We start from the raw sequence: 19,555 nt of genomic DNA, 5'->3' as shown, positions 1-19,555 counted from the left end.
ATGGCCTTCGCCCCTCGTCGGGCGTTGCCAGGCAGGGTCGCGGCCCTGCTCGCGCTACTGCTGGCTGTCGCAGCGCCCGCACCGGCGGCGCCCGGGCCAATGGCGGCGCTCGACCCGGCCGAGCGGGAGTGGCTTCGGCAGAACCCGGTGCTCCATGTCCGCAATGTCGTGGAGCTAGGCTGCTACAGCGCGCTGGACCGGGCCGAACCCCTGAGCCTGGACCTCGCCATCCTGCGCCGTGCGCTGCAGCCCTTCGGTGTCGTGGTCGAATTCGACCCGGGAGGGGTGGGCCCGGCGGCGCTGGAGGCGTTGCGGAGCGGCCAGGTGGACCTGCTCGTCGGGGCCGTAGCGGAGCTGCAGCTGCCCGAGGGCGTGCGCCTCAGCCGCGCCTACCGCGCTGAACCCGTGGCCCTGGCGTCGCCGGCGCCCCGGGACGGTGACGATCTCTCCGGCCTCAGCGTGGCCGTGCCCGATCACCTCTTTGATCCCGAGGCCCTCCGGGCCCGCCACCCGGAGACCCTCTGGGTGCCGACACCGTCGGTGCTGGCCGCGCTGCGGGCGGTGGCGCGGGGAGCCGCCGACGCTGCCCTCGGGCCGGCGCGGGAACTCCGCTTCCAGGTGGCCGAGCAGGGCCTGGAAACCTTCCAGGTGAGCGAGCGCGCCGGTGAAGACCGCTGGGGTGAACTGGCATGGCGGCTGGCGCTCCCCCCGGGGGAGCCCGCGCTTGCGTCCCTGCTGGACAAGGCCCTGGCGGCGCTCCCGGCCGCCGCCGTCGCGGCGCTCGAGGAGCGCTGGCAGCAGGCGGCAGAGCGACAAGCCCGGGCCCGGCGAAAGACCCTTGAAAGCGAGGGTCAGCGCCTGCTGCTGGACCTGGCCTTCTGGATTCCGCTCGCAATCGCCGCGCTGTTCCTGCTGCTGCTGGCCGCGCTGCTGCTTGCCAGCCGGCGCCTGTCGCCGAGGACCCTGGAGCGCTACCTGACCAACAACCGGCTGCGCGGGGCGGTCGCTCTCGGGACCGTCGTCTATGTCGCGCTTGTCCTGCTGCTCGCCGTTACGGCGCTCGAGCGCATCGAGGAGCGCACCCGGCGGCAGGCGGGGACGACCCTGGAGAGCGTCAACCGCATTGCCCGGACGCACCTCGAGCAGTGGTTCCGTCGCCGGCAGGAATTGGCGCGCCTGGTCGGGACGACACCGGGCGTGGTCGACGCGCTGCGCGCAGGCGGCCAATTGGCGGAGGACCCCTGCCACCGGGAGTCGCGGCGCTACTTCCGTGTCATGCAGGTCCGCTGTCTACTGCTTTCCCCCGGGGGGGAGCTGCTCGGCCCCGCCGGGGCAGAGGCGGCGCAGACCGCCGCGACCCTGCGCCGGGTCGCGCCCGACGGGCTCGCCGCCAGCGCTGCCGGCGAACCCCGGCTGGCGTTTCTCCCGGCCGGCAGAGGGGAGCGGCGCGAGCTGGCTGTCCTCGAGCCCGCGGGCTTCGACGGCAGCGGGGTGCTGGTGCTGCTCGAGCCCGCGGGCCTCGCCTTCCGGACCATCCTCGACAGTGCGCGGATCGGCCGCAGCGGCGAGACCTACGTGCTGGACGCGGACGGCCTGATGCGCAGCCCGAGCCGCTTTGACGGGCCCTGGGCGCAGTGGCACGGCGAGGGCGACACCCTGCCGGTCCGCGACCCCGGAGCGCCGCTGCCCGCCGCGGTCAGTGGCCCCGAGGCGGAAAGCCGCTGGCCGCTGACCCGGATGGCGGCCAGCGCCGTTGCCGGAGAGGACGGCGTGAACGTGGAGGGCTACCGCGATTACCGGGGCATACGCGTCCTCGGCGCCTGGAGCTGGTTGCCCGCCCTGCGTCTCGCGGTAGCCACCGAGATCGACGAGGACGAGATTCTCAGCCAGCTCGCCTTCCAACGTCGTCAGCTGGTGGCCTCTACCGTGTCGGTCGCTGTGCTCGCCGTGATGCTGCTGGCCTTCGTGCTCTGGTTCAGCGATCGCAACCGGGTCCGCCTGCGCGGCATGCTGGCGGCCCAGGACCGGGAGCTGCGCATCTTCGGCGCCGCGATGCAGGGCAGCCCGCTGGCGATCTTCGCCACGGACCGGGATGGGCGCATTCGCACCGCCAACCCTGCCTTCGAGACCATTACCGGTTACCCGGTGCGCGATGCCATCGGCAAGACCCCGCGCATCCTGCAGGGCGGCCATACACCGAGTGCTACCTACGAAGCGCTCTGGGACACGATCAAGGCGGGCGACCACTGGCGCGGCGAACTGGTGAACCGGCGGCGCGACGGACGGGAGTACCGGGCCTACCTCACCATTGCACCGGTGCTCGACGATTCGGGACAGCCCGAGTACTTCGTCTGCCTCCTCGACGACGTCAGCGAGCGGCACCGGCTTCTCCGTTCGCTGGAAGACAGCGAGGCGGCCCGGGAGGATGCGCTCGCCGCGGCCGATGTCGCGCCCTGGAGCTGGGATATGCAGACCGGCTTCTGGTCTTTCCATCCCAACCTGGCGCGCATGCTCGGGATGGAGGACGGTGCCTCGCTGGATGGCCAGGACCCCTTCGAACTCGTCCACCCGGAAGACCACGCGCGCGTGAAGGAGGCACTGGAAAAGGGCCTTGCCACCGGTGACTTCGTCGAGGTCGGCTTTCGTATGCGCCGTATCGACGATGGCTGGATTCATGTCATCGGCCGGGGCCGGCTCACCCGCGACGACTTCGGACGGCCGCTGCGGGCCCTTGGCATCAGCATCAACGCCACCGCACTGGTCGAAGCCAGGGAGCGGGAGGCCGCCGCCGCCCGGCGTGTCGAACTGCTGCTGGACAGCGCCGGCGAAGGGTTGCTCGGCATCGACCGGCGGGGCACGATCACCCTGGTCAATCGCGCCGCCGCGGAGCTCCTCGGCTGGGACGAGCTGGAGCTCCGCGGCCGCAACCTGCACGACACCGCCCACGCCAGGCACGAGGACGGCTCGCCACGGCAGCTCGAGCACTGCCCCATGGCGCCGCATATCAGCGAGAAGCAGGTGGTTACCGAGGACGTGCTCTGGCGCCGCGACGGCACGGCCCTGCCGGTGGAGTACGCCGCCGTTCCCGTGGCCGAAGCGGAAGACGACCTGGCCGTGATGATCGTGTTCCGGGACACTACCGAGCGGCGGCGCGCGGACGACCTGATCCGCGCCAGCGAAGACCGGCTCCACGGCGCGGCAGATTCGGCCCACCTGGGGCTCTGGGAATACCTGCCGGACGAGCGGGGTACGCTGCACACGAACGAGCGCTTCATCACCATGCTCGGCCAGGACCCGGCAACCCTGCGTGTGGGGACTGGCCGCTGGGCGCCGCTGCGCGATGGCCTCCGCACCCTAGAGGCGCTTGTGCACCCCGGCGACCGGTCCGCCATCCTCGAGGACCTGCGCGCGCAGGATAGCCTGGCGGAAGAGAGCGCACTGGGACGCTACGAGTACCGCGTGCGGGTGCCCGGGGAGGGCTGGCGCTGGTTCGCCGCGGTCGGCCAGGTGGTGGCCCGGGATGAGCGCGGCCTCCCGGTGCGGCTCGCGGGCGTGCAGATCGATATCCAGCGCGACAAGCAGCTGCACGCAGAGCTGGAAAGGGCCCGGCTGGCCGCCGAGGCAGCAAACCGGGTCAAGTCCGACTTCCTTGCAAACATGTCCCACGAGATCCGCACACCCATGAACGCTATCATCGGCATGTCCCAGCTCGCCCTGCATACCGACCTGGATGACCGCCAGCGCCGCTACCTCGACCGCGTGCAGCAGTCAGCCCAGGGTCTGCTTGCCATCATCAACGACATCCTCGACTTCTCGCGGATCGAGTCCGGCCGGCTGGTCCTTGAACGCGTGGAATTCGACCTCGACCAGGTGCTCGAGAGTCTTTCAGCGCTCGTTACCCTGGACGCGGAGCAGAAGGGCCTGGAACTGGTCTTCGACCGGGAGAGCACCGTACCCCGGCGGCTGCTCGGCGACCCGACGCGCCTGCGACAGGTACTCGTGAACCTCGCCAGCAATGCGGTCAAGTTCACCGAGCCCGGCGGCGAGATCGTTATCGCCGTCGGTGCCGAGGATCTCGGCGGCGACGAGGTCGAGCTGCGCTTTGCGGTCACCGATACGGGGATCGGCATCAGCAGCGAGCAGCAGGCCATCCTGTTCAAGCCGTTCTCGCAGGCCGATGCCTCCATTTCCCGCCGCTACGGCGGCAGCGGGCTGGGCCTCGCAATCTCCCGCAACCTCGTCGAGCTCATGGGCGGTGACCTGGGCGTGGAGAGCCGCGAGGGCGAGGGCAGTACCTTCCGCTTCACGGCGCGGATGAAGGTGGTGCCGGGCCTCGCGGGGCAACGCCCGGCACCGGGCCCGTCGATCGCCGGAACCCGCGTGCTCCTGGTCGAGGACAGCGCGCGCGCCCGGGCGGTGCTCACCTCCATGCTGGAAGGACTGCGCTGCAGAGCGACGTCCGCCGGCGGCGCCGACGAGGCCGGCGAGCGCGTTGCCGCGGCGGACGGCGATCCGCCCTTCGACGTGCTGCTGGTCGACGCGGTCATGCCCGACCGGGACGGGCTGGCAACGCTCGCGGCGTTGCGTGCGGACCCGCGCCTCGCCGCGGTGGTCGCGGTCCTCATGGCGACACCCACCGACCTCGAGTCGGTGCGCGAGGCTGCGCTGGCGGCGGGCGTGACCGAGCTGCTGGCGAAGCCCGTGACGCCCTCGAATCTGCACGATGCCCTGTACCGGGCGCTGCACGGGGAACCGGATGTCGCCCCCGCGCCGGAAGCCCCGCGGCCGCGGGCCCACCCGGCGCTGCGTGGCGCCCGCGTCCTGGTGGTCGAAGACAACGACATCAACCGCGAGGTTGCCGAGGAACTCCTGAGCGCCCAGGGGGTTCAGGTGTGGACGGCGGTGAATGGCCAGGAGGCGCTGGAGCAGGTCGCGGCGCGCCCCTTTGACGCGGTGCTGATGGACTGCCAGATGCCGGTCATGGACGGTTACGAGGCCGTCGAGGCCCTCCGCCGGGACGGCCGTTTCAAGACGCTGCCGGTGATCGCCATGACCGCCGAGGTCATGGCGGGCGACCGGGAGCGGGTGCTGGCGGCCGGCATGAACGATTACGTCCCCAAGCCCGTCGACCTGGAGGAACTACTGGATACGCTCGGGCGCTGGATCACGGCGGGGGCGCAGGGGGATGACCCGGCCCCGGCGGCTCCGCCAACGGCGACCGCGGCGGATGAGGGCGCGGACCTGCCGCCGATCCCGGGCATCGACCTGGGCGCGGCGCTGGCGCGCACACGCAACGACACGGTCTTGCTGCGGCGCCTGCTGCGCCGGTTCCTCAACGACTACCGGCAATTCGGCGACAGTTACCGCGCGGCGCAGGCGAGCGATGACGCGGAGGCACCAAGGCGCCTCGCGCACAGCCTCAAGGGCGCGGCGGGTACCCTGGGGGCGCTCACCGTTCAGCGCGCTGCCGAGCGTCTGGAGCAGTCGGCCGGCAGCGCCGGGGAGGCGCCGGCGCTCGATGCCGTGCAGGAGGCTTTCAGCAGCCTGTTGCCCGCCCTCGCGGAGGCCCTGGGGCAGGATGAGGAAGAGACTGACAGCGACGAGGCACCGGCCGACCTTGCGGATGCGCTCGGCCGGCTCGAGGCGCAGCTGCTCGCCGGCGAGGTGGAGGCGGTCGATACCTTTAACGACCTGCTCCCCGCGTTGCAGCGCGTTGTTGCGGCCGGCGCCTATCGCCGCCTGCAGCGGTCGCTGGCCCTGTACGATTTCGACACTGCGCTGGCTGCCTTACGCGGTCTGCGCCTTGCCCTCCGTGATCGCTAGTGCGCCGGTCACCTCGCCGGGCAGTGCGAACCAGCACTCCGCCGCGGTACGCGCCGGTAGCGGCGGGTCCGCGAGCGCCGCTCGACAGTGTGCCTGGCTGGCACCGGCCGCCAGGATCTGCTCTGCCGTCGTCGCGAGTGCCGGATAGTCGCGCGTCATCGCCGGAGCGCCGGGGGCCGGGGGCTTGAGGAAGTCGGTGGTCGTCAGCCTGACAAGGGGCTGCGGCGCACCATCGCGATGCCGCCAGAGCCCCGCGCGCAGGTCGAGGCGGTAGCTGGGCAGGAGGCGCCAGCCGTGCCGGGCGACGAGGCGCAGCGCGCTGAGCAGGTAGTCGAGCTCGGCCTCGTCGATGAAGTAGTTAACGTTGAGCCGTACCCAGCCCGGCCGCAGCGCGCCGAAGCCCTCGGCGACCTGGTTCTCCAGCGCAGTCGAGCGGCCCTCGTCGAGGCCGAGCAGGGCGTGGCCGTAGGGGCCGGCACAGGAACAGCCGCCCCGGGCCTGGATGCCGAAAAGATCGTTGAGCAGGGCGACCACGAAGCCGTAGTGCAATTCCGACTCCCCGTGGTGAAAGCGCAGCGAGAAGATGGCGAGGCGCTCCGCCTCGGAGCCTCCCAGTACCTCGATGTTCGGCTCTTCGGCCAGGGCGTCGAGGACCTGCCGTACCCGCCGGCGCTCGATGGCCTCGATGGTGTCGGTGCCCACCGCCTGCTGCAGCTGGAACACCAGGCCCGCGCGGATCGCCTCGACGATGGCCGGCGTGCCGCCTTCCTCGCGGCGCTCCGGGTCGTCGAGGTAGCGGTGCGCGCGCGGGTTGACGAAGGAGACGGTGCCGCCGCCGACGACCGCGGGGACGCTGTTGGTAAGCAGTTGTCGCTTCACCGCCAGCACGCCGGGCGTTCCCGGGCCACCGACGAACTTGTGCGGCGACAGGAAAACCGCGTCGATGGGTGCCCCTGGGGCATTCAGGTCGATGCGCACGTAGGGCCCGGCCGCCGCGTAGTCCCAGAACGCGAGGGCGCCGGCGTCCTTCAACTGCTGCGTGATGCCGGGCACATCGCTGCGGATACCCGTGACGTTGGACGCCGCCGAGAAGCTGCCGATGCGCAGGGGGCGGTCGCCGTAGCGGACCAGGGCCCCGGCGAGCGCATCGCGATCGATGGCGCCGTCGTCCGCGAGCGGGATGGGCACGACGTCGGCGATGGACTCGCGCCAGGGCAGCTCGTTCGAGTGGTGCTCATAGGGGCCGACGAAGACCACGGGCCGCTCGGCCGCGGGTATGCGGGCCGATAAGTCGTAGCGCTGGTCGAGGTCGCGGGGCAGGCGCAGCCCGAGGATATCGATGAGGCGGTTGATGGCCGCGGTTGCACCGGCGCCACAGAAGATGATCTTGTCGTCCTCGCCGCCGCCGAGCGCCCGGCGGATCGTGGTGCGGGCCTCCTCGCGCAGGGCCGTGGTCTGCGCCCCGGTGAAGGAGGTTTCGCTGTGCGTGTTGGCGTACCAGGGCAGCACCTGCTCGCGCAGCGTGTCCTCCACGAGATCGAGGGCCCGGCCTGACGCCGTGTAGTCGGCGTAGACGAGCGGCCGCTGGCCGAAGGGCGTGGCGATGGGCCGCCCCTGGCCGATGACGCCCGCGCGTATGCGCTCGATCAGTGCCTCGCTGTCACTATGCATGTTCACCTCCACGATGCTGTTGCGACCAGTCTAGAGCGTCCGGGGGGAAACATTGTTCCTATCTGTTGTTTAAATAAGGAATAGTACGCTACATTTGTTGCGTATATGCTTGGAAATTGCATCATTCGTTCAACCGTGGAGGTTACATGGCGGCAGAACTCGACAAGCTGGACCGGCGCCTGCTCGATCTCCTGCAGCGCGACGCCACCCTCTCCCTCGCTGACCTCGCCGAGGCGGTGAGCCTGTCCCGCTCAGCCTGCTGGCGGCGCCTGCAGAAGCTCGAGGCCGCGGGGGTAATCCGCGGCCGGGTCACGCTGCTCGAGCCCGCCGCCGTGGGCCTGCCGCTCACGGTGTTCATCCTCATCCGCACGAACCAGCACAACGCCGCCTGGGCGAAGCGCTTCCAGGCCGTGGTGAGCGGCGTCCCAGGGGTGCAGGAGGTCTATCGCATGGGGGGCGACGTGGACTACCTGGTCAAGGCCGTGGTCGCCGACATGCCGGACTACGACCGGCTGTACCAGCAGCTGATCGAGGCGGACCTCGCGGACGTGAGCGCGGGGTTCGTGATGGAGGAGCTCAAGCACAGCACCGTGCTGCCGCTCTGAACCAGGGCCCGGGTCTGCGCTGAGCCGATTCCGGCGCCCGCCTCAATGGTGTAACTTACGGCGTACCGCCGCCTCGCCGCGGCCGCAGCAAGGAAACGCCATGGCGCCGCACCCGCACTACCCGCACCTCTTCTTGCCCCTGGACCTGGGCTTCACGCAGCTGAAGAACCGTATCCTCATGGGCTCGATGCACACGGGCCTAGAGGAAATGGGCCCGGAGGGCTTCGAGCGCATGGCGGCCTACTACGCCGAGCGCGCCGCGGGCGGGGTGGGCATGATCATCACCGGCGGCACCGCCCCCAACCGCGCGAGCGAGCTCGCGGCAACGCCCTATGGCCCCTTCGACAGCGAGGAGCAGGTCCCCTGGCACCGGCAGGTGACCGACGCCGTGCACGCCGCGGCCCCGGACTGCCGCATCTGCCTGCAGATCCTCCACGCGGGCCCGCTGGCGCGGAGCGAGGACCCGGTCGCCCCCTCGGCGATTGCCTCGCCCCTCAATCGGCGCGCGCCGCGGGAAATGACCGAGGACGACATCGAGCAGACGCTCGTGGATTTTGCCCGCTGTGCGCGCCTGGCGCAGGCGGCCGGCTACGACGGCGTGGAGATCATCGGCTCGGCGGGCTACCTGCTCTCCACGTTCCTGCTCGAGAAGACCAACCAGCGCGGCGACCGCTGGGGCGGCAGCTACGAGAACCGCATGCGCTTCCCGCTCGCGGTGCTGGCCCGCGTGCGCGAGGCCGTGGGGGACGACTTCATCGTCATCTACCGCATTGCCGCCATGGAGATGATGGAGGACGGCAGCAGCTGGGAAGAGGTGGTCCAGCTCGGCAAGGCCGTGGAGGCCGCGGGGGCGACGATCATGAGTACCCATTTCGTCTGGCACCAGGCGCAGGTGCCGACGATCTCCACGCGCGTGCCGCGCGCGGCCTTCGCCGGCGTGACCGGGCGCCTGCGCAGGGAACTCTCGATCCCGCTGATCACCAGCAACCGCATCAACATGCCGGACGTGGCCGAGCGCGTGCTCGCCGAGGGATTGGCGGACATCACGTCGATGGGCCGGCCGATGCTCGCGGACCCCGAGTTCGCCCGCAAGGCCGACGAGGGCCGCGCCGACGAGATCAATACCTGCATCGCCTGCAACCAGGCCTGCCTGGACCACGCCTTCCGCGGCAAGATCGTCTCCTGCCTGGTCAACCCGCGCGCCTGCCACGAGACCGAGCTCACCTACACCCCGGCGCGAACCGCGCGGCGCATCGCCGTGGTCGGTGCCGGCCCCGCGGGACTCGCCTGCGCTGTGACCGCTGCCGAGCGCGGCCACGCCGTCACTCTCTTCGAGGCCAGCGGCGAGATCGGCGGCCACTTCAACCTGGCCCTGCGCATCCCGGGCAAGGAGGAGTTTGCCGAGACGATCCGCTACTACCGGCGCATGATCGAGCTGCACGGCGTGGAACTGCGCCTGAACACGGCGGTGGCACCGGAAAGCCTGGGCGATGACTGGAACGAGGTCGTGGTGGCGACGGGCGTGCACGCGCGCACGCCGGCGATCCCGGGCATCGACCACCCGATGGTCATGGGCTACCGGGAGGCGATCATGGGCACGCGAGAGATCGGCCGCTCCGTCGCCATCATCGGGGCCGGCGGCATCGGTTTCGACGTGGCGGAGCTGGTGTCGCACGCCGGGCCGTCGGCGGCGCTGGACATCGACGTTTTCGCCCGCGAGTGGGGGATCGATTTCGCGGGTCACCCGCGCGGCGGCGTGGCCGGGGTGCAGCCGGTGGTCGACCGCGCCGACCGCGAGGTCTTCCTGCTCCAGCGCAAGCCGACCAAGGTCGGCAAGGGCCTGGCGCCGACCACCGGCTGGACGCACAAGCTGGCGCTGAAGCGCCGCGGCGTGCACATGCTGGCGGGCTGTGAATATCTCGGCATCGACGACGCCGGTCTTACCATCCGCCGCGACGACGAGGTGCAATTGCTGCCGGTGGAGTCGGTGATCGTCTGTGCGGGCCAGGAATCGACCCGCGAGCTCTACGACGCGCTCACTGCAAGGCGGGACGGGGTGCACCTGATCGGCGGCGCGGATCTCGCGGTGGAGATCGACGCCAAGCGCGCCATCGACCAGGGTTGCCGCCTCGCGGCGGGGTTCTAGCGGCCACGCTCGATCAACCGGCCGGGGCCGGTTGCGATACGGCCCGGCCTGGCCAGGCCCCGCTCCGGCGGTCAGTCGCCGAAGAGCTTGCCGAAGACCTTGTCCACGGCGCTGTCCACGGCGTTGTCGGTCTCGCGGTCGACCTTGTTGTCGACCTTCTGCTCGGTACGGTCTGCCTGCCGGTCGGCCTGGCCACCGAAAGCCTCCATCATGCCCGAGAAGAGGCCACCGGACTTGCCTTCACCGTCGCCGCCGGCCTCCTCCCCGGAGGACTGGCCCATGGCGCCCATCATCGCGCCGAGGCCCTGCATGTCCATGGGCTCGGCGGGGAGCTCGAAGCGTGCCGCCGCGATGCTGTCGCCACTGAGTTTGGTGACGGTCATGTCCTCGCCAACGCGGAGGACGCCGAGGTCCATCTCCTCCAGCTTCTTCTGCAGGTCCTTGTTGTCCTCCTTGAGCTGTTCCTCGCCGAAGGCATCCATGGCGGCGCGGCCCATGATGAACATGGCATCGCGGAACTCAATGGCACGCTTATCGTCAGACATGACGACTTCCTGCGTGCGCTCCACGCCGTCCTCGTTGGTAGTGAGCATGTAGACGTCACCCTTGATGCCCGCGACGGTTTCCGAGCGGCCGGTCTTCTCCAGGGAGACGAACTCCGCCGTGGTGGCCGAGGGTGCGGCCTGTTGCACCATGCCCGAGAATCCCTTCATCATGCTGCTGGCATCGATCACCATCGGCTCGCCGTTGTTGAAACTGACGACGTACAGGGTGTTGTCGCGGACAAGCATGTAGGACTCATCCTCCACGCCGCCAACGCGGAGCAGGTCGTCGCCCCGGTACTCGAAGGTCATGGTGGAGCCATCGCTGTTGGCGATGGTGGCGGTGCCCGCCGACGCCGGCAGCGCCGTGGCGAGGGCGAGAGACAGGGCGAGGGTTGCGGGCAGAGTGCGCGCGATCGTCGACCTGGACAGGGACTTTCCAGGTAGAAGTTTTCTGGACGGGGACATGGGAGCCTCCTTGGCGGGCGAGTATTCCAGTGAAGACAGTGTAGCCCCTCGCGGGAGCGGTTCAAGGCGGCGCGTGCACCGTGTTTCTTGACCCCTCGCTCCTGCCGGGCGGCCTGTTCATCGCGGCCTGGGTCCTCCTCGCGCTCGGCCTCCTTGCCGCGGCACGCTACACGCCCTGGCGAATCCTGCGGCTGTCGCCCGAGCGGGTGCACCTCGTCGCCGGGGGAGCCGTGGCCTGCCTGCTGCTCTGGCTCCTCAACATCCGCATGATCGACGGCCTGGTGCTGCACCTCCTCGGCGTCACCACGCTCACGCTCGTCGTCGGCTGGAGCCTCGCCCTGCTCGCGGGCGCCGGCGCGCTGCTGGCGTTCGTCCTCGCGGCGGACCTGCCCTGGGGCGGTTACCCGGTGGCCTGGTTGTTCACGGTGGCGCTGCCGGCGACCACCAGCTGGCTCTTCGCCCGGGCCCTGTACCGACCGCGGCTGCGTAACCCTTTCTTCTACATCCTCGGGGCCGGCTTCGCGGGCGGTGCGCTCGTGGTGCTGGTGGATGCCATCGCCGCCCTGGTCCTGTTCAGCGCCGTAGGCCTGGAGCGCTGGGTGGAGGGTGCGCTCACCTTCTGGCCGCTGCTCTTCCTGGTCATGTTCTCCGAGGGGTTCATCAATGGCATGTGCGTCGCCGCGCTCGCCGTCTTCTACCCGGATGCCGTGAAGACCTTCGACGACCGCTTTTACCTCGACGACGCTTAGGGTAGGGTGGCGCGCGGCGCCGAGGGCGCCGTCCCCCCAGCCCTGGAGAAACCCGTGGCCGACCTCGCCGCCTGGCAGTATGCCGCCATTGCCGTGCTCTTCGTGTGGAGCGGCTTCGTGCGCTCCGGCCTCGGCTTCGGCGGCGCGGTCCTCACCCTGCCTTTCCTGCTCATGGTGCATAACGCGCCGCTGGTGTTCCTGCCGCTGATCGCCGTGCATCTGCTCTTCTTCTCGTCGCTGACCATCGGCCTTGCCCGCTGGCGGTCGCGGCGGGGCGGGGCGGGCCGGCAGGACGCCGGGGGGACCGTTAACTGGGGGTTCCTGCGTTACGCGCTGCCGCTCATGTTCATTCCCAAGCTCATCGGCGTGGCTGGCGTTATCACGTTGCCGGCGAATATCGTCAGCGGCTTTATTTTCGTGCTCGTGTCCATCTATGCCGTGAGCTACATCCTGGATAGACCCTTCCAGACCCGCGGCGGGCGCTTCGACCCCTGGCTGCTCATGCTCGGCGGCTACGTCAGTGGCACCTCCCTCATCGCGGCGCCCCTGGTGGTGCCCGTGGCCGCCAGCCGCGTGCCCAAGGAGCAGGTGCGCGACACCCTGTTCGTGCTCTGGTTCGTGTTGGTGGCGGTCAAGCTGCTCGCCTTCGTGATCGGCGGCGTCGACCTGCAGTGGGTGCATCACCTGTGGCTGCTGCCCTGCGCGGCCGTGGGCCACCTGCTGGGGCTCAGCTTTCATGCCTACACGCTGCGTGCCGAGACCAAGGTCTTTTTCCGCGTCCTCGGGATCGGTCTGCTGGCGGTCAGCCTCGCCGGGCTGCTGCGCCTTGCCGTCGCTTGAACCAGGCGCGCGGCTGTGGTCTCTTAGCAGCTGCGGCGCGCGTGGCGCGCGCCCGAAGTTCGAGGTGCTCACCCCCATGACAATGTTTCGCAAGGCATGCCTGCCGGCCCTGGTCGCCGCTGTGCTCTCAGCCACGGCGTCGGCCCAGGACAAGACCATGCTCGAGAGCGACTGGCTGGACCTCGTCAGGGGTCACCGCGGCGAAAAGATGGGCCTCGAGGTAAAGGAATCCCGCATCGACCCGGAAACGGGGAAGCGCCACCTGGTCATCGCTGTGCCCAAGGTCAGCGTGGGCAACGCCAACGTCATGGAGGAGGTACTCGTGGTGGGCCGGCGCCCGGAGCGCCCGGACCTGCTACCGGACCTCGAGTACGAGTGGGTCGAGGATTACGACAACGACTTCTACGGCCTGCTGGTGCGCTTTAGCGAGGACCAGGAGACACCCCTGCGGCTCTACTTCTCCTCCGAGGCGGGCTTCCTCCAGCCCTGAGCTCCCTTGACTTGCCGCAGCCTCATCCCTATAGTTGCGGCCCTTCGCGCCCGTAGCTCAGCTGGATAGAGTACCTGGCTACGAACCAGGCGGTCGGAGGTTCGAATCCTCCCGGGCGCGCCATAAAATCAGGGGTGCTTTCTTGGGCTCTACCCCATTAACGGGGGATGGACCGGTTCTCATTAAACCCGATTGATGATGCCATCCATCGGCTTACACTCTTTCCAGGGCATCTGAGGGGCCTCCTCAAATGCTCAATTGTATAAACCCTGTCTCCGGCGGCGGGCGCTCTGCAAGCCGCCAAGCATCCATGCAGGCCAAAAGGTTTTCTGCGCTTTATTTGATATACTTGCTCACATAGTTTATTATTAGCAAGCAAAAGCACTAAAATATAGCGATATTTGCGAACATTCTCGGAATTAGCCCAGCCAATATCCTTTTCAGGCGGCATTGAACATTTTGGGAAGAGTAACAGGGAAAATAGCCCTTGTGACGGGCGCCGCAGGCGGCATCGGGGAAGCCTGTGCCGCGCGCCTGGCCCGGGAAGGTGCGGCTACGGTGATCACCGACGTACAGGATGAGCGCGGCAAGGCGGTAGCCGAAGCGCTCGTGGGCGAAGGCTGCAACTCGATCTATCTGCATCTGGATGTCGCCGATGCCAGTGAATGGCGACAGGTTATCGATCAGGTCGTGGAATCGCTGGGCGTGCCGACAATACTGGTCAACAACGCTGCCTTCGGCGTCATCGGTCCTGTCGAAACGCTGACCGAAGAGCAGTGGAACAAGGTCCTCGGCGTCAACCTGACCGGCACCATGCATGGTATTTCCACGATATTGCCGCATATGGCGGCCATCGGTGGCGGCTCCATCATCAACATGTCCTCGACAGCCGGCCTTCGCGGCTCACCCGGTATGGCGTGCTATGGGGCCACTAAGGGTGGCGTCAGGTCGCTGACCAAAGCTGTGGCCCTCGAGTGTGCCCAGGCGCGAAATGGAATCCGGGTCAATTCAGTCCATCCCGGTATCATCGATACCGCGATCTGGGAGAACGCTCACTATCAGCCGGGTGCAAGACCTGATAAACCCCTGACCCAGGACAAGATCGCGCGCCACATGGTTCCGGTAGGTTACGCCGGAACGCCCGATGATGTCGCCAACGGCGTCCTGTTCCTGGCATCGGATGAATCTTCCTATATCACCGGCACAGAGCTGGTTATCGACGGCGGCCTGACAGCGCGCTAGCGACGCTAGACTCGTTCGACGATCGTCACGTTCGCCATTCCCCCGCCCTCGCACATGGTTAGCAACCCGAGGTGTTTGTCCTTTTCGACCAGAGCGTGCACAAGGGTAGTCATGAGTTTCGCGCCGCTGGCGCCCAGCGGATGGCCCAGGGAAATCGCGCCCCCGTTGACATTCATCCTGTCACGATCCGCCCCCAGCGCCTGCGCCCAGGCGAGTGGAATAGAAGCGAAGGCCTCGTTGACCTCGTAAAGATCGATATCCCCTATGCCCAGGCCAGCTTTCCTGAGGGTGGCCTGGGTCGCGGGGATGGGCGCCTCCAACATGATCACCGGGTCGCCGCCCAGGACTCCGGTTTCGCGAATCCTCGCCAGCGGCTGGAGCTCGTAGCGGGATATTGCGCGTTCACTGGCAAGCATCACGGCAGCGGCGCCATCGCAAATCTGGCTGGAGGTGGCTGCCGTCAGGCACCCGCCATCCGCAAGCAACTTGACCTCGCTGATGGCCTCCAGGTTCGCGTCGAAGCGGATACCCTCGTCCGCTTCGTGCGATACTTCCTGCCCGTCTTCGCCGGTCACCTTCAAAGGAAATATCTCCCGATTGAACGCGCCGCGGCGTGTGGCACGAGCTGCTCGCTGATGGCTCTCCAGGGCAAATGCGTCCAGTGCCGGCCTCGCCAGCCCATACTTCCGCGCAACCTGCTCGGCACCGGTAAACTGGCTAAAGCGTCCCTGTTCGCCGAATCGCTCCAGGATCTTCGGGCTCAGGGGGCCACCGAAGCCCTCTTGTTTGGCAAGAAATACGGAGGAACCCAGCGGCACCCGTGACATGCTCTCGACCCCGCCGGCGATCACTACATCCATGCAGCCTGACATTATGGCCTGTGCAGCGAAGTGCAGCGCCTGCTGTGATGAGCCGCACTGGCGGTCCACCGTGGTTCCCGGCACGCTCAGTGGGAGCCGGGATGCGAGTATCGCTCCACGCGCAATGTTGGCCGATTGTTCGCCGATCTGGGTAACGCAACCGAAAATGACGTCCTCGACTTCGATGGATGGAGAGCCACACCTGTCCAGCAGCTCGTCGAGCAACAGCGCTGAAAGATCCACCGGGTGAAAGCCGGCAAGGCGCCCGCCTTTGCGCCCACCGGCGGTGCGAGTTGCAGCCACAATGTAAGCATCCATGGAATTTCTGTCCTCCAGGAAAAAGAAAAATCGGGGGCGTCTTAACCCGGCCCTGTCTGAACTTTCACACGGCGCGATGTCGCTAGCATGTGCAGGGCGCCAGGGCGTCGTGCAGCTTGCCTGCCCAGGGCATACCCGCCATGGCCTCCTGATCACCCTCGATGAGGTACTTTCCCTCTCGATACGCGTTGATCATCGCCATGCGCGCCTCTCTTTCCACTTGGGGATTTTTCGCGAACACCACCGATACGTAGGGCTGAACGGTGCGGTAATCCATAGTGACGCGAAGATCAGCGCACTGCAGAATTCCCGCGCCGACATCCAGCTCCGCATTTGCCAGTTTTATATACCAACCCACCCGCTCACCGCAGCCTGGCTGCAGCTCCTTGGGTACCCCGGTCAGTATTTCATTGAAAACAAAGTTCACCCCGTCGGGAATGTGCCCCTCGCACAAGCTATGCAGGGTGCGCTCGACCAGTGCAATCCATGGCAAGGAGCCGTAGCGCTTCCTACTCGTCGGCATCGCTGTCGTTCAATCCCTGGTTGTAACGCGGCCTACGCCCACTCCTGAACGCCTCCAGCCCTTCCCGGGTATCGCAGTTGAAGTTGGTAATGGATGTTCTCAAGGCGATATCCTCCATCGCCTCGACCAGGTTTGAGTCAGCCGCACGATAGAGCGCGCGCTTCAACATGCGCATGGCCACCTGGGGTCCTTCAGCGAGTTCTTCAGCGAGCGCTGTCGCAGCAAGCATGAGTTTGTCCGGCTCCGACGTGGCGTTGACGAGGCCTTTCGACATGGCCTCGTCAGCGTCGAGAAAACGGTTTCTCAGAATTATTTCCAGCGCCCTTGCCAGTCCCACGTGCTGAACCAGCAGGTAGTGCCCGCCCTCATCGGGCTGCATGGCGAAACGGAGCGTGCCGTAGCCCAGTTTTGCCCCTGTCGCGGCGACACGAAAGTCACAGGACAGCGCGATAGACAGTCCGAGCTGGACGGCGGCACCGTTGATCGCCGCGATGGTCACGCGATCCAGGTCTCTCACCGACTGTATCAGAGGCTGTGTCAGCGTCCGCAGATAGTTGTAGGTAGCCGAGGGAGTGCTGTAGTCATGGTTGATGTCCGGCGCGAGCGCGTTGTCACGCTGATCCGCCGTGCCGCCAATATCATCACCGGCGCAGAATGCCCGGCCGGCCCCGGTAAAAATGACTACCCGAATCGACGGGCTCATATTGATCTGCGCGCACAGCTCAATGAGGTCACGCTTGCCCGATACCGTCAGCGCATTGAGTTTTTCCGGGCGGGCGAACTCTATGACCAGTACGCCCGGCTTTTCCATCCGCGCACGAAAGTCGCTGAACGACCGGGGCAGCTCAAGCGTGTCAATGGGCGGCATGTTGGCGGCCTCGGCACAGCAGCGAATCTACCTTCACTGGTCTTCTACCAGGTGTCCCCGTTCGTCACGAATATCCGGCCCGAATACCGCTGCCCTGCCGTCTCCGAACTGCTCGTCTCTCATACGCAGCGCTTCTTTCAAACCGTGTTCCTGCACGGCGCCGACAAAGGTGTCAGCCGCTGCGGTGTGGTGCCCTCGTGCATCCATCTCCGCGGCAAGACGCTGCAGTGTTCTCGCACCCATCAGTTCCAGCGCAATATTGATTGTGCGTTTGTTTGCCGACAGCAGCTCAGGGTCAATTCTCGCGAAACGGTCTGCAAGGGACTCAACCTCGGACTCAAGAAGATCGCCGGGCACAGACTTCATTACCAGCCCGAGGTGGGCCGCTTCCTGGCCCGTAATGGTGTCGCCGGTCATGGTCAGACGCTTGGACCACTGGGGGCCGATGTTATAAATCCACATGTTGTTGGGCAGCGTCCCCAGATTGCGGGCGGGCGGGAAGCCGATGGTGGCGTCGTCTGCCGCGATGATCATGTCGCTGAGCAGGGCCAGGTCGGTACCGCCTGCCAGGCAATACCCGTGCACCTGGGCGATGGAGGGCTTGTGCATATCGAACAGCGCCATGCGGAACCTCTGCGCCCGCTCGAGCTGCCAGGCATCGTCGTCTATGCCTTTCATCCCGCGGTAGTTGTTTTCCCCGGATGCAATTCGGGACACCGGCACCTGCTTGTCCGCCCCGGTCAGATCGTAACCGGCGGAAAAGGCGCGGCCGCGGCCACAAAGAATGACGCAGTGAACATCCTTGTCGTTGTCAGCCTCCCAGAGAGCTTCGCAAAGCTCCGACTGAAGGCCCAGGCTCAGGGCGTTCATTTTGTCCGGTCGATTCAGCGTGATGCGCACGCGGCCATCGTACTTCTTGTACTCGATCCTGGTGAATTCTTGCGTCATGTGCTGCACTCCCCCGTATTGGCTAGTCGGAAAACCCCGCGATCGCCTTTATTTCGAGATACTCCTCGAGACCGAATTTGCCCCATTCGCGACCGTTTCCTGACTTCTTGTATCCGCCGAAAGGAAGGTCGGGGCTGGGAGAAGCGCCGTTGAGATGTACGTTGCCGGCACGCAGGCGTCGTGCTATCGACACGGCTTCCTCACGCGTTCCCGCCTGCACATAACCGGCCAGGCCGTAATCCGTGTCATTGGCTATATCGATGGCTTCATCCAGTCCGGAATAGGGGATCATGACCAGCACGGGGCCGAACACCTCTTCCCGGGCGATGGACATATCGTTGGTCACGTCCGACAGGATCGTCGGCTTGATATGGAAGCCGGTCTCCAGACCCTCGGGTTTACCTGGTCCCCCGACCACCAGTCTGGCGCCCTCGTCCAGCGCACTCTGAATCAATCGCTGGACTTTGTCGTACTGCGCCTTGCTCGCCACCGGGCCGAGTGTCGTGCTCTGCTCTTTCGGATCGCCCGAGACCACCTTTTCCAGCGCGGCTGTAGCAGCTGCTTCGGCTTCTGCGAGCGCAGATGCGGGCACCAGCATTCGGCTGGGCGCGTTGCAGGACTGTCCGGAATTCACCAGCAACTGGTGAACACCACGCTTTACTGCGGCGGCGACGTCAGCTGACTCCGCGATGATATTGGGTGATTTTCCGCCGAGCTCCTGGGTCACCCGCTTCACTGTGGGCGCAGCGTTCTGGGCAACGAAGACCCCGGCCCGGGTAGAGCCGGTAAAGGAAACCATATCGACATCGGGATGTTTGCTGAGCAGCGTACCGACACCGGGGCCGTCGCCATGCACGAGGTTGTACACCCCTGCAGGCACACCCGCGTCATCCAGCACCTTCGCAAATACTTCGGCGGACAATGGTGAAATCTCGCTGGGCTTGTGCACCATCGTACAACCTGCAGCCAGCGCCGGCGCAATCTTGATGATGGACAGGGCGACAGGCCAGTTCCACGGCGTAATCAAGGCACAAACACCGATGGGTTCACGGACAATGCGATGTGGCCCCATCTCCTCTTCGAAATCAAAAGCCTGTAGGATCTTTATTGTGTGTTCAAACTGACCCAGCGCGGCGCCGAACTGTGCGGCCTTGGCAAGGCCCACCGGCGCACCCATCTCTGTGGTAATCGCCTGCGCAATTTCTGATGCTCGCTCCTTCATGCGAGCAGCGACGGACTCCATCAAATCGACCCGTTCCGCTACCGTGAAGTTCGAGTAGCGGGCAAATGCGCGCCTTGCCGCACTCACTGCAGCATTGACTTCCGCCTCTCCGGCGAGCGCGACTCGCGCGACAACTTCCTCCGTCGCCGGATTGACCACGTTCACGTAGTCATCCGCTTCGGACTCGCACCATTTCCCATCAATATAGTTTTTCAGTGTCTCAGGCATGGTCTTTTCCTT

The 19,555-nt window shown here is 66.8% G+C and carries 14 protein-coding genes and 1 tRNA gene; 8 read left to right on the top strand and 7 right to left on the bottom strand.

What is annotated here, in order from left to right; all coding sequences use genetic code 11:
• Positions 1-5,823: a PAS domain S-box protein gene (locus RKE50_RS10230; RefSeq protein ID WP_350036300.1), complete on the top strand. Its 5,823-nt coding sequence runs from the start codon at positions 1-3 to the stop codon at positions 5,821-5,823.
• Here RKE50_RS10230 and RKE50_RS10225 read toward each other — a convergent pair.
• A complete protein-coding gene (locus RKE50_RS10225) occupies positions 5,788-7,494 on the bottom strand; it encodes an aminotransferase class V-fold PLP-dependent enzyme (RefSeq protein WP_350036299.1) in 1,707 nt (568 codons plus the stop codon). The two genes, RKE50_RS10230 and RKE50_RS10225, sit on opposite strands and share 36 nt — an antisense overlap.
• 146 nt (positions 7,495-7,640) lie before the next feature.
• Here RKE50_RS10225 and RKE50_RS10220 point away from each other — a divergent pair, with 146 nt between their 5' ends.
• Both RKE50_RS10220 and RKE50_RS10215 read left to right on the top strand, forming a co-directional pair.
• Positions 7,641-8,099 carry an Lrp/AsnC family transcriptional regulator gene (locus RKE50_RS10220; RefSeq protein ID WP_350036298.1) on the top strand — a complete coding sequence of 153 codons (459 nt, stop codon included), beginning with the start codon at positions 7,641-7,643 and terminating at the stop codon, positions 8,097-8,099.
• 100 nt (positions 8,100-8,199) lie between these two features.
• On the top strand, positions 8,200-10,245 hold the full coding sequence (locus RKE50_RS10215) for an oxidoreductase (protein WP_350036297.1): 2,046 nt from the start codon (positions 8,200-8,202) through the stop codon (positions 10,243-10,245).
• Positions 10,246-10,316: 71 nt separating this feature from the next.
• Here the strand turns inward: RKE50_RS10215 and RKE50_RS10210 are convergent, their stop codons facing one another.
• The gene (locus RKE50_RS10210; RefSeq protein ID WP_350036296.1) at positions 10,317-11,255 is read right to left on the bottom strand and encodes a hypothetical protein; all 939 of its coding nucleotides are present in this window, start codon (positions 11,253-11,255) and stop codon (positions 10,317-10,319) included.
• An 80-nt stretch (positions 11,256-11,335) separates the two neighbouring features.
• On the opposite strand from RKE50_RS10210, the gene RKE50_RS10205 reads away from it, so the two are divergent.
• The 5 genes from RKE50_RS10205 to RKE50_RS10185 all read left to right on the top strand — a co-directional run bounded on the left by RKE50_RS10205 (position 11,336) and on the right by RKE50_RS10185 (position 14,576).
• Positions 11,336-12,004, top strand: coding sequence for an energy-coupling factor ABC transporter permease (locus RKE50_RS10205; protein WP_350036295.1), 669 nt, complete (start codon positions 11,336-11,338; stop codon positions 12,002-12,004).
• Positions 12,005-12,058: 54 nt separating this feature from the next.
• Positions 12,059-12,844 carry a TSUP family transporter gene (locus RKE50_RS10200; protein ID WP_350036294.1) on the top strand — a complete coding sequence of 262 codons (786 nt, stop codon included), beginning with the start codon at positions 12,059-12,061 and terminating at the stop codon, positions 12,842-12,844.
• Between the two features lie 76 nt (positions 12,845-12,920).
• Positions 12,921-13,334 carry a hypothetical protein gene (locus RKE50_RS10195; RefSeq protein WP_350036293.1) on the top strand — a complete coding sequence of 138 codons (414 nt, stop codon included), beginning with the start codon at positions 12,921-12,923 and terminating at the stop codon, positions 13,332-13,334.
• A 46-nt stretch (positions 13,335-13,380) separates the two neighbouring features.
• Positions 13,381-13,457, top strand: a tRNA-Arg gene (locus tag RKE50_RS10190).
• A 327-nt stretch (positions 13,458-13,784) separates the two neighbouring features.
• Positions 13,785-14,576, top strand: coding sequence for an SDR family NAD(P)-dependent oxidoreductase (locus tag RKE50_RS10185; protein ID WP_350036292.1), 792 nt, complete (start codon positions 13,785-13,787; stop codon positions 14,574-14,576).
• A 5-nt stretch (positions 14,577-14,581) separates the two neighbouring features.
• Here RKE50_RS10185 and RKE50_RS10180 read toward each other — a convergent pair whose 3' ends face one another.
• The 5 genes from RKE50_RS10180 to RKE50_RS10160 form a co-directional block, all read right to left on the bottom strand.
• On the bottom strand, positions 14,582-15,754 hold the full coding sequence (locus RKE50_RS10180) for an acetyl-CoA C-acetyltransferase (RefSeq protein ID WP_350036291.1): 1,173 nt from the start codon (positions 15,752-15,754) through the stop codon (positions 14,582-14,584).
• Positions 15,755-15,836: 82 nt separating this feature from the next.
• Complete coding sequence (locus RKE50_RS10175; protein WP_350036290.1) at positions 15,837-16,277, bottom strand: hypothetical protein; 441 nt, start codon at positions 16,275-16,277, stop codon at positions 15,837-15,839.
• The gene (locus RKE50_RS10170; RefSeq protein WP_350036289.1) at positions 16,264-17,145 is read right to left on the bottom strand and encodes an enoyl-CoA hydratase/isomerase family protein; all 882 of its coding nucleotides are present in this window, start codon (positions 17,143-17,145) and stop codon (positions 16,264-16,266) included. The genes RKE50_RS10175 and RKE50_RS10170 overlap by 14 nt, the downstream gene beginning before the upstream one ends.
• A 33-nt stretch (positions 17,146-17,178) precedes the next feature.
• On the bottom strand, positions 17,179-18,093 hold the full coding sequence (locus RKE50_RS10165) for a crotonase/enoyl-CoA hydratase family protein (protein WP_350036288.1): 915 nt from the start codon (positions 18,091-18,093) through the stop codon (positions 17,179-17,181).
• 22 nt (positions 18,094-18,115) lie between these two features.
• Positions 18,116-19,543 (bottom strand): aldehyde dehydrogenase family protein, encoded by a 1,428-nt coding sequence (locus tag RKE50_RS10160; RefSeq protein ID WP_350036287.1) that lies wholly within the window; start codon positions 19,541-19,543, stop codon positions 18,116-18,118.
• Between the last annotated feature and the right edge of the window lie 12 nt (positions 19,544-19,555).

The organism is Pseudohaliea sp. (assembly GCF_040217025.1).
Lineage (GTDB): Bacteria > Pseudomonadota > Gammaproteobacteria > Pseudomonadales > Halieaceae > Pseudohaliea.
The sequence above is the reverse complement of the archived record's forward strand: the minus strand, read 5'-3'. Positions and strand labels throughout refer to the sequence as shown.